9 protein-coding genes are annotated in these 9,159 nt (G+C 58.9%); 3 read left to right on the top strand and 6 right to left on the bottom strand.

Annotated elements, in window-relative coordinates; translation table 11 throughout:
- Positions 1-234: 234 nt before the first annotated feature.
- Positions 235-1,620: a sugar transferase gene (locus ACUCV3_RS24775; protein ID WP_235682052.1), complete on the bottom strand. Its 1,386-nt coding sequence runs from the start codon at positions 1,618-1,620 to the stop codon at positions 235-237.
- A 313-nt stretch (positions 1,621-1,933) separates the two neighbouring features.
- Between ACUCV3_RS24775 and ACUCV3_RS24770 the strand changes: the two genes are divergently transcribed.
- A complete protein-coding gene (locus ACUCV3_RS24770) occupies positions 1,934-2,155 on the top strand; it encodes a hypothetical protein (RefSeq protein WP_137405646.1) in 222 nt (73 codons plus the stop codon).
- Positions 2,156-2,158: 3 nt separating this feature from the next.
- Here the strand turns inward: ACUCV3_RS24770 and ACUCV3_RS24765 are convergent, their stop codons facing one another.
- Positions 2,159-2,776 carry a response regulator transcription factor gene (locus ACUCV3_RS24765; RefSeq protein ID WP_072894451.1) on the bottom strand — a complete coding sequence of 206 codons (618 nt, stop codon included), beginning with the start codon at positions 2,774-2,776 and terminating at the stop codon, positions 2,159-2,161.
- On the bottom strand, positions 2,706-4,205 hold the full coding sequence (locus ACUCV3_RS24760; RefSeq protein WP_234792364.1) for a PAS domain S-box protein: 1,500 nt from the start codon (positions 4,203-4,205) through the stop codon (positions 2,706-2,708). Before ACUCV3_RS24760 ends, ACUCV3_RS24765 begins: the two co-directional genes overlap by 71 nt.
- A 12-nt stretch (positions 4,206-4,217) precedes the next feature.
- On the opposite strand from ACUCV3_RS24760, the gene ACUCV3_RS24755 reads away from it, so the two are divergent.
- Complete coding sequence (locus ACUCV3_RS24755; RefSeq protein ID WP_234792366.1) at positions 4,218-4,817, top strand: hypothetical protein; 600 nt, start codon at positions 4,218-4,220, stop codon at positions 4,815-4,817.
- Between the two features lie 171 nt (positions 4,818-4,988).
- Here ACUCV3_RS24755 and ACUCV3_RS24750 read toward each other — a convergent pair whose 3' ends face one another.
- Together ACUCV3_RS24750 and ACUCV3_RS24745 are read right to left on the bottom strand one after the other, a co-directional pair.
- Entirely contained in the window at positions 4,989-6,419 is a 1,431-nt protein-coding gene (locus tag ACUCV3_RS24750) for a lipopolysaccharide biosynthesis protein (RefSeq protein WP_482241287.1), read from the bottom strand.
- 51 nt (positions 6,420-6,470) lie between these two features.
- Complete coding sequence (locus ACUCV3_RS24745) at positions 6,471-7,037, bottom strand: acyltransferase (RefSeq protein ID WP_004207140.1); 567 nt, start codon at positions 7,035-7,037, stop codon at positions 6,471-6,473.
- 270 nt (positions 7,038-7,307) lie between these two features.
- Here ACUCV3_RS24745 and ACUCV3_RS24740 point away from each other — a divergent pair, with 270 nt between their 5' ends.
- On the top strand, positions 7,308-8,474 hold the full coding sequence (locus ACUCV3_RS24740; protein WP_279729534.1) for an NAD-dependent epimerase/dehydratase family protein: 1,167 nt from the start codon (positions 7,308-7,310) through the stop codon (positions 8,472-8,474).
- A gap of 26 nt (positions 8,475-8,500) precedes the next feature.
- On the opposite strand, the gene ACUCV3_RS24735 is transcribed toward ACUCV3_RS24740, so the two are convergent.
- Positions 8,501-9,076 (bottom strand): hypothetical protein, encoded by a 576-nt coding sequence (locus ACUCV3_RS24735; protein WP_482241286.1) that lies wholly within the window; start codon positions 9,074-9,076, stop codon positions 8,501-8,503.
- Positions 9,077-9,159: the final 83 nt, after the last annotated feature.

Below are 9,159 nucleotides of genomic sequence, written 5' to 3'. Positions count from 1 at the left end.
ATCCCCTTCTTGCCTGCCCACATGAACCACGGCCAAGCCACGCCGATGCGATCCTTCCGATGTTCGACAATTCCGGGTTGGCACCAGGCGACATCATCCAGATTGGAGAATTGGAGGCCGCGCTCATCATGATATAGGCGGGTGGCGACGCCTGCCTCATTCCAGCTTCGTCGTCATGGCCGGCTCATCCTGAGGTGATTTGCGGCCGATCATGATCGATCATGCCCCCCCGTTTCAGAACGCCTTGTGATGAACGAGCACGTTGAAGGTCCGCAGCAGGATGCCGATATCCCGCGCCAGGCTCCAGCCGTGCAGATATTCCAGATCCGCCTCGATCCGCCGCAAGATGTCGCCGCGTGTTTCCGTCGCGCCACGGAAACCCCTGATCTGGGCCAGTCCCGTGATGCCGGGCTTGAGCGCGTGACGATGCCAATATTGCCGATCGACCTGCCAGAAATAGGCGTTGTCAGCGGTCGAGCCCAAAGCGTGCGGCCGCGGCCCGACGAGGCTCATTTCGCCAAGCAGAACATTGAACAGCTGGGGCAGTTCGTCGATGCTTGTGCTGCGAATGAAGCGCCCGATGCGGGTCACACGGTCATCACTTCGACCAGTGGAACGGCTCCCCAACGCGTCGCCGCAATCGGTCCGCATGCTGCGGAACTTGTAGATCCGGAACAAGCGGTTGCCGCGACCGATGCGTTGTTGACGGAAGAAGACCGGCCCTGTGCTGTCGATCTTGATCGCGATTGCCACCAGAAGCAGCAACGGCAGCAGCGCAATGACCAGGGGCACGGTCAAGGCAATGTCAAGCAAGCGCTTGCGCGCGCGGTCAGCAAGGTTGAGCGGGCCGCGCGAGACCACCAGGGTCGACGTGTCCAGCCAAGTCCCTACCGCAAGCGGTGCAGTCTCCCCGACCTCAGGCACGACGACTTCGCCCTGGACATTGCTGCCCTTCAATATCTCGGCCCAACTCGCCCGTCGGGCAGCCGGGCAAAGGATGATCGCTCTGTCATAATCACGCAGCAGCACACCCAATTGGTGCAGCTTGTGCGGATCATCCTCTTCGGGGCGCAGCCCGATCTGGCGCGCATCAATCACGGCTGCCGCACCGCAATCATTGGGGCGCGCGATACCATCAAGGATCAATATCTCCGCGAACAGCTGATTTCCGAAGCAACGCCGGACCGCATAGGCCATCAGTGAGCGCTGCACGACCAGCAGCCCCAGACTGCCAAAAACGCCGAACAATATGCCTGAGCGCGGGAAGGTCCCCACCGCCTTCGATGCAAAAATTACAAGGAAGAACAGCAGCATGGTGGCACCAAATGCCAATGCCGCAGCACGACAGCTGATCGTGGCGCTGGTCAGACAGGACATGCTGTAAGCCTGGCTGTGAAAGGCGATGATCGCAAAGACGAGAATGCCTGCGGATAATGATCCGATCATGTCCGACGAGGATGCCGGCGAGAGGCGCGCGCCTACACCAAAGCCAATCAGCAGCGCCAAGCAATCAGCTGATAGCAACAGCAGGCACAGCCACAGGCGTGCATTGCGCCTGGCGATTAACGCCCCCGTTCCGCTCGCGCTGTGGAAACGCGCCGCCAAATCCGGATTTGCCATGGCCTGTCCTTTTCTCGTCGATTGTCGACCATTGGCACAGCAATGGCCGGGCGCTCCCAGTTGCGCAGCACGCAGAGGAGCGAAATCAATTCAACCGACAAGAGCACGGGCACCTCAAAAACATCAATCCGTGATAACACCTAATAAATATTAACTAATAAAATATCAAAAATCAAATTTATATCGGAATGATTTTAGATGAATCGGCAACTTTGTTAACAGCGTAATTTCACTTATATTATTCTTATATTGCTTTTGCTAAAAAAAAACAGAGCATCGTCCTTTAATCCGAAAATGGGAGGTTCATGGAAATATGAACATTGCGCTCTGCGCCGGTGCGGCAATCATATTGCTCATTTGGGCGATCGGCCTTTATCACCTCTGGCAACGTCAAAATGCATCGCTCGTCGAAATCAAGCCAGCATGGCCAGATCGCCTTTTCGCAATTTTCTGGCTCCCGATCGCACTATTGGCGCTCATCGCGACAATCCCCTCTTTATGGCGACAAAAAGCACCACGGCGGCAGAAATATTGACGCTCATCCGTCCAGCCTCCGGCCTATTCCCGCCGCGAATGCAACTCTCAGGGCATCCGAAAGATTGCGTGTCTTGAGCTTTGCCATCAGGTTTGCGCGATGAATTTCGATCGTGCGCGGGCTGATGCCCAATTGCAGGGCGATGTGCTTGTTCGGCAGCCCCATTGTCAGGCCTGCCAGCACATCCCGCTCGCGCGGCGTCAACTTTTCCACCAGCGATTGCGCCTGCGCGACCCTTTGCCGGCGCGCACCATTATCATATAGTACCGACCAGGCGTTCTCGACCGCCTGCAGCAGGCTCTGCCGCTCGAACGGCTTCACCAGGAAATCCACGGCACCCATCTTCATTGCCGCGACCGTCACCGCAATGTCGCCATGCCCTGTCAGCATGATGACCGGAAAATTGAGATCCGCTTCATTGAGACGGCGCTGCACCTCCAGTCCATCCATGTCGGGCATGCGCAGGTCCAGGATGACGCAGCCCGGCGGCTCGGTCGGCGCGGCGGCGAGGAAATGAGCGCCCCTCTGCCAAGTGCGGACCGAATATCCTTCAAGCTCCAACAAGAATGCCGTTGCCGCTCTGACGGAATATTCGTCGTCCACGATGTGAATCGTCTTCATTTCCTCCACAAAGAATCCCCTTCTTACGCTTCAATGTGAAACAAAAGCAGCTGCCGGCAGGCGCGGGCTCAACCCAGATCCGCCCGCCATGGGCCTCCACAATTGTTCGACAAATGGACAATCCGACCCCAGTTCCCTCTTCCTTGGTCGTGACAAAGGCGTCGAACAGCCGCTCGCGGATTTCCGCGGCGATGCCCGAGCCAGTGTCGGTAATCATGACTTGGGTGGTAAGCTCATCGACGCGGGATGCGTGGATCGTCAGTATCCGCTCATCCATGTTGCGCATCGCATCGATGGCATTGCGACAAAGATTGCCGATCACCTGCTGGATCTGGACCGGATCGGCGAATACCGGCCCCGCGTCCGGCGCAACCCGAAGCACGACACGGACTTGCGCACGGGCAGCTGCGGGGCGAACGAGCGCAATGCTGCTGCGCACCATTTCGCCGATATCCTGCACCTCCAGTTGCGCTTCGCCACTACTGGTGAAATCGCGCAAATGGCGCATGATCGCCCCCGCCCGCACCGCTTCGCTCGACGCGAGATGGAAAATTTCGTCCAGCTTCGCCCGACTCCCGCCGTTGAGATTGTTGAGCAGGATGCTGCCCCCCTCCATATAGGCTGCAAGCGCTGTCAATGGCTGGGTCAACTCGTGCGACAGCATCGACGCCATCGCGCCCATTGCGCTATAGCGGGTGCCATCCAGCATTTCCGCCTGCAGGGTTTCCAGCCGAGCCTTCGTCGCCTCCTGTTCGGAAAGGTCGCGCACAAAGGCCGTAAACCTTGTGCCGCCGTTCGCTTCCATCCGCACGAAGGTCATCTCGGTTGGAAAATTCGAGCCATTATGATGCCGGCCGATCAACTGCCGCTCGATCTTTTCCGAAACATCGACGATCCGGAATGGATATTCGTCAGGCACTTCGTCTTCAGAAGGACAGACCAGCAGCAGGCTCTCGAAATTCTGGCCTTTGAGATCCACCAGATCATAGCCGAACATGCGGGAGGCCGCTTCGTTGATATATTCGATGCAGCCGTCGGCATCGAATACGAAGACGGCGTCCGGCGCGGTCTCCAATATCAACCGCAACTCATGCTCCCGCTCCTGCAGCGCAAGCTCATGCGCGCGCTCCAGCGTGACGTCGCGGATCAGGTTGGCAAAGCCCTGCAACGCTCCGTCATTGTCGTACAATGCCGTGACAACGCAATTTTGCAGATAGATCGTGCCATCGCTGCGGCAGCATTCATGATCGAATTCCCAGCTGCCATGCTGGCGGGCGAAGGCGAAGGCCTGCGCCATGCGCGCCTTGATCTCCGCGCGCCCTGGGTAGAGCAGCGCGACATGGCGATGCATCACCTCGCCGGTCAACCAGCCGGTAAAGCGCTCGGCACCGCGATTCCAATGCAGGATAAACCCTGAAACATCGGTCATGTAGAGGGCATAATGCGCCGCGCCGTCGGTCAGCAGCTTCATCTGCGTCATCAGCCGGCCGACATGGGCAGCCTGATATTCCGCTCTGGCGCGCCAGAATGTCGCGCGAAGCGCAACGACGTTGGCGGCAACCAGCGCCATGAGGAAGGCGCCCGCCGCAAGCAGCCCGCCATGAAAGCCTTCAAGCAGATAAGTGACCGCCAAGGCGGCGATACCAGCCAGAAAGCCCGGTCCGGCGCCGAACAGCATCGTCGTAAACAATGCAACGAATGTGAATATCACATAAAATTCGCTGGAGAAGGACGGATATTCATCGGCCTGAAAAGCGGCGAGCGCGATCGCGACCATGGCCAACCCGACCAGATAGCGACTGACCCCACTCCACGAGACGTGGCGCCTGAGGCAACGCAATCTGACCAGCGAAAAGCTGGCGCGGACTTGGCCCGCCTCGGAGATCGGCATGATGTTAAATCGTCTGACGGCTGCGAACATAACTCAAACCCCGCGCTTAACGCCCAGAATTATTTCATATGCTGCGACCGTCACCCTGAAAGGGATGGCAGAAACCGGCTCACGTCTTCAATCGGACGTCTGCCCCATGCTCACCCCTGACCGATTATTGATCCAGTTGGAGGTTTACATAATTCTCTGCTGCAATGCGCAATTTTTAACATCGGCATTAGGGGAAGTATAGTAGGTAGTTTTACACATTTTGAGAAATTTCGTTCCGCAGCTGCAAAATGTCATTGCCGGAGGATTTCCAAAAATGTCCACTTCGGAAATTTAACTGGTGGAGGACACGCGTTTGCCCCCTGCCCGTGCGAAATGGAACATGTCGATGACAATGGTCCGTCCGACCAGTCCGAGGACGACCATATAGACCGCTGCCCCAGCGATGACCGTCGACAACAGCATCGGAATCGGAGCTTGGCCGGCCAATGCGAACCGGAACCCCCATAGAAAAACAGCCATGACCAGCGATGCGACGACACTGGGCCCCAGCGCCTTCCAATAATCCCGCCATCCCAGCGGCAGCAGAACCACAACTGGCCAGACGGACAGGGGATAGAGGATATAGGCGCGCGCCGTGAACGCGGCAGCGACCGCAGCCATCCCATATTCAACGGCAAAGAAGAAGGTGACAATATTGACCAGCGCATAAATGCCCGCCAGCCAAGTCTGCCATTGCGGCTTTCCCATGGCGAGCATCAGCGACTGATTGTAAATGCCGATCGCCTGGAGCGCGCCGAACAGGCTGAGATAGCGCATCACATCGGCTGCCGCCGCCCAACGCGGACCGAACAACAGGAAAATAAACTCGTCCGATACGATCGCCAGGCCGACAAAGGCCGGGGTCGTTATGGACGATGTCGCCGACACTATTCTGAGGAAAGCCTTTGCAAGGCGGGGCGGATCCCCCTTGAGTTGCGAGAAGACCGGAAGTGCCACACGGGACAGCGCACGCGCCAGCATCAGATTGGCGGCCAGCAAAGCCCGCTTGCCGACGGTATAAATGCCTGTCGCTGCGCCGCCGAGCGCCAGGCCGATGACCATGATGTCAGCATTGGCGTTGAAGAAATTCGCAGCGCCCGTCACGCCGACATGACGGCCATAGAAAAGCACGTCCCTTGCCTTTTCCCGTGAAAAACGCAGTCGGGGTCGCATCGGGCAGGCGGCCCACAGGATTATCGTTCCGATGACCGCTACGGCCAGATTTTGTGCCACCAGCGCCATCACGCCATAACCGGCCACGGCCAGTGCTATTCCGACAAGGCCGCCCACCAGGGTCGAGATTGTCGAGCGCGTGGCCAATGGCCGCATCAGCAAGGCCCGCGTCAGCCAAGCCTGTGGCACGACGTTCAGCGCACCCAGGAAATTCGCGACGCTCAGCCATCGCAAAACCATGCCCAAGCCCTGATGGGCGGCGGTCCGCTCAACCAAGTCGGCTAGCAAGAAGGTCGCGATCAGCAGCAGCGCGCCGGCCGCAGCAGAAATCCAGAAGGCCGTATCATCCAAGTCGGCATCGGCAGCGCCGCCCTTGCTCACAAGCGATGCACTGATCCCCGACAATATGATCATCTGGAACCATTGCCCTACCAGCAGGGCCATGGCGACGATGCCCAGCATCGTCGCATCGACATAGCGCGCAATCACGAGGAAGGTCAGGAACTGCAACAGTTGCACACCCCAACTTTCCAGGATGGACCAGGCCATGCCTGAACGGACTGCGCGCCCCAACCCCGGACCTGACATATCGCCCTCCCCCTAGCTACGTCGAAAATCGTCGGTCGCCCGGACATGCTTCACGAATGCCGCGGGGTTGCCCCGCCACACCTGTCGGGCGGGAATATCATCAAAGACCACTGATCCGGCCGCCACCACGGAATGATCGCCGATCGACACGCCGGGCAAGATGATGGCGTTGCGGCCAATCCAGACGTTGCGACCGATGGTGATCGGACGGGGCCTTACGGAGCGCCCTTCATGAACGGGATGGAAGCTCGTGTCGAACATCGCAACATTGTCACCGATACGCGACCCGCCGCCGACATCGATCCGCGCAGCGCTGAAGATATGAACTCCCGTGTTCAACGAAACCTCGTCGCCAAGAATGATAGCCCCCTGCGGAACCGTAGCCAGGCGAATCCGGGTCGGTTCATTCCGCAGGCGGACATTGTTGCCAATGACCAAGGATCCGGGGTTCCGGAGATAAGGCACGCCACCCCGCACGCGCAGGCCCCGCCCCGGTTGGCAGCCTTGCGCGCGGAGTCGCATCACTGTCAGCCGCGCGTAAAGATGATCCAGCTGTGCAGACAGAAATTGCAATGCCAAACCCGTTCTCCGACTGGCGCTCACGCGACAAGCATGAGCCGAAAGCCTGAATAGCGGCGCGCCTCCACGATCGAATGGGCGCCAAGAACCAAACGCACCATGCAGATCCGCTCATGAAAACGCGTCCGCCTCGGACAAGATGGCACGTGCATCGAGTGCTCGCGTCACTCACCCGAACAAACACCAAGTTCACACATAACAAAATCATGTTCCATTATGTATTTGCACCTAATTGATAGGTGTTACCCCTGATGTTGACTAATACCGCATTTGAGTAAGAATTTCCGCAATCATGATCCACGCAATATTATTGAGATCGGGATATCAAATGATCGTTTCTTCAATGGAGACGCAATTGCTTTCGCCGATCAACGCGCCTGGACGCAAAATAGCGATGATGAATGCATCGCCTTTCGCCGTCGACCGGAAGCTATTTACATGAACGAAATCGGTTATCAGCCCATCATAGCAGTGACCGGCGCGACTGGCTTCGTTGGCGGGGCGCTCGCACGTCAACTCCTGCAAATGGGCTACCGCGTCCGCTCGATGTGCCGCAGGCCCCTTACCGAAGCGGAGCGCGAGAGCGGCATAGAGTGGATCGAAGGCTCGCTGACAGACTCTGATCGTTTCGACGCACTGCTTCGGGACGCACGCTATTGTTTTCACATTGCCGCGATGTTCCGTACCGAAGGACCGCGCAAGGCGTTCATGCAGGTCAATCGGGATGCTACTCGGGCCCTGCTTGAAGCGAGCCGACGGGCCGGCGTCGAGCGCTTCATCTATTGCTCGTCGATTGGCGTCCACGGGAATGTGGCCGACGCCCCCGCAGACGAAAATGCGCCATTCGACCCCCGCGATCCCTATCAGGAAAGCAAGTTGCGAGCCGAAGATCTCTGCCGTGACGAAATGGGCCGGCCGGGCATGAGCGTCGTCATCGTTCGCCCCTGCTCCACCTATGGGCCAGGCGACACCCGGATGCTAAAGCTGTTCCGCCTGGTCCAGCGCCGCCGTTTTCTGTTTGCGGGTCGGCAAACACCCAATTTCCATCCTGTCTACATTGATGACCTGGTCGCCGGCTACATATTGACGATGGTTCATCCCGATGCGCCATCGGGTACCTTCATCCTGGGTGATCGCGCCTTTCTGCCGCTGCGCGACTATGTAAGGGCCGTCGCTACCGCCTTGGACGTACCACCGCCCAAGACGACCATCCCCTACAGCCTCGCGCTGATCGCCGCGCGCCTGTGCGAAGCACTTTATGCGCCGCTGGGATTGCAACCCCCATTACCTCGTCGCCGGCTGACCATCTTCAAGCACAACCGCGCGTTCAGCATCAGGCGGGCGCAGACGGTCCTCGGCTATCAGCCGCTGATCAATCTGGAGGAAGGCTTTCGTCGCACCATCACCTGGTATCGGCAGCAGGGGATGCTCGCATGACCATGTCCATTGGAACTCTTGCCGACCTAACGGGCAAGCCAGCGGCCGATCCTAGTCCGATCTCGGCGATCGCGGCGATGCAAGCTCCAGGCACCGGCAAAGGAAAATACCGCTGTGGTCAGCGCGAGAGGAGCCGCGATGCCGCAAACCGCCAGCATTGCCAGAGCCGATCCGGCCCCTGTGCCCCAACGAACCAAACGGCGTGTGGCACGGGTATAGTCGTCGACAATCGCGTTGACATCATCGAGCATTATCCATTCCCGTCGGCTCGTCGCCCGCGCCATGATCGGCCGCACCGCCCCGTCGGGCAGCGTCAGCGCACGGATCATGATCATATCTCCGATATCGACATCGATGCGCGCGGGCAGTTCGACGCAATATTTTCCATCAACCTGCCGGCGATAATGGATCACGCGCGTTTCCGCATCGCCCGACTGCCCAACGTCGGTCACAACGCCCCGCATCAACAACAATCCGACGCTGCCGAAATGAGTCAGCAACGCGGCATGTCGTTCACGTCCGGCGACGGCCCGCGCCGCATGTCGCGACGCGGGCGCGATAGCGACATCCACGCTCGCCTGCCTGTTCCCGATCGGTGCCATGCCCTACAATCTATCCCTTTGCGGCGCTCTGCTAGCACAGGCGGGCAGCGCTGACCATGAGCGCCCCTCAGCGCCCGAGACGG

This window comes from Sphingobium sp. VMM, from assembly GCF_056790315.1.
Note: the sequence above shows the minus strand (reverse complement) of the source record. Positions and strands in the feature narration are given on the sequence as shown.

Bases quoted from the DNA above. Each gene is read 5' to 3' on its own strand.
- ACUCV3_RS24775 (WP_235682052.1), bottom strand. From the start codon at position 1,620: ATGGCAAATCCGGATTTGGCGGCGCGTTTCCACAGCGCGAGCGGAACG.
- ACUCV3_RS24770 (WP_137405646.1), top strand. From the start codon at position 1,934: ATGAACATTGCGCTCTGCGCCGGTGCGGCAATCATATTGCTCATTTGG.
- ACUCV3_RS24765 (WP_072894451.1), bottom strand. From the start codon at position 2,776: ATGAAGACGATTCACATCGTGGACGACGAATATTCCGTCAGAGCGGCA.
- ACUCV3_RS24760 (WP_234792364.1), bottom strand. From the start codon at position 4,205: ATGACCGATGTTTCAGGGTTTATCCTGCATTGGAATCGCGGTGCCGAG.
- ACUCV3_RS24755 (WP_234792366.1), top strand. From the start codon at position 4,218: ATGCGCCGCGCCGTCGGTCAGCAGCTTCATCTGCGTCATCAGCCGGCC.
- ACUCV3_RS24750 (WP_482241287.1), bottom strand. From the start codon at position 6,419: ATGGCCTGGTCCATCCTGGAAAGTTGGGGTGTGCAACTGTTGCAGTTC.
- ACUCV3_RS24735 (WP_482241286.1), bottom strand. From the start codon at position 9,076: ATGGCACCGATCGGGAACAGGCAGGCGAGCGTGGATGTCGCTATCGCG.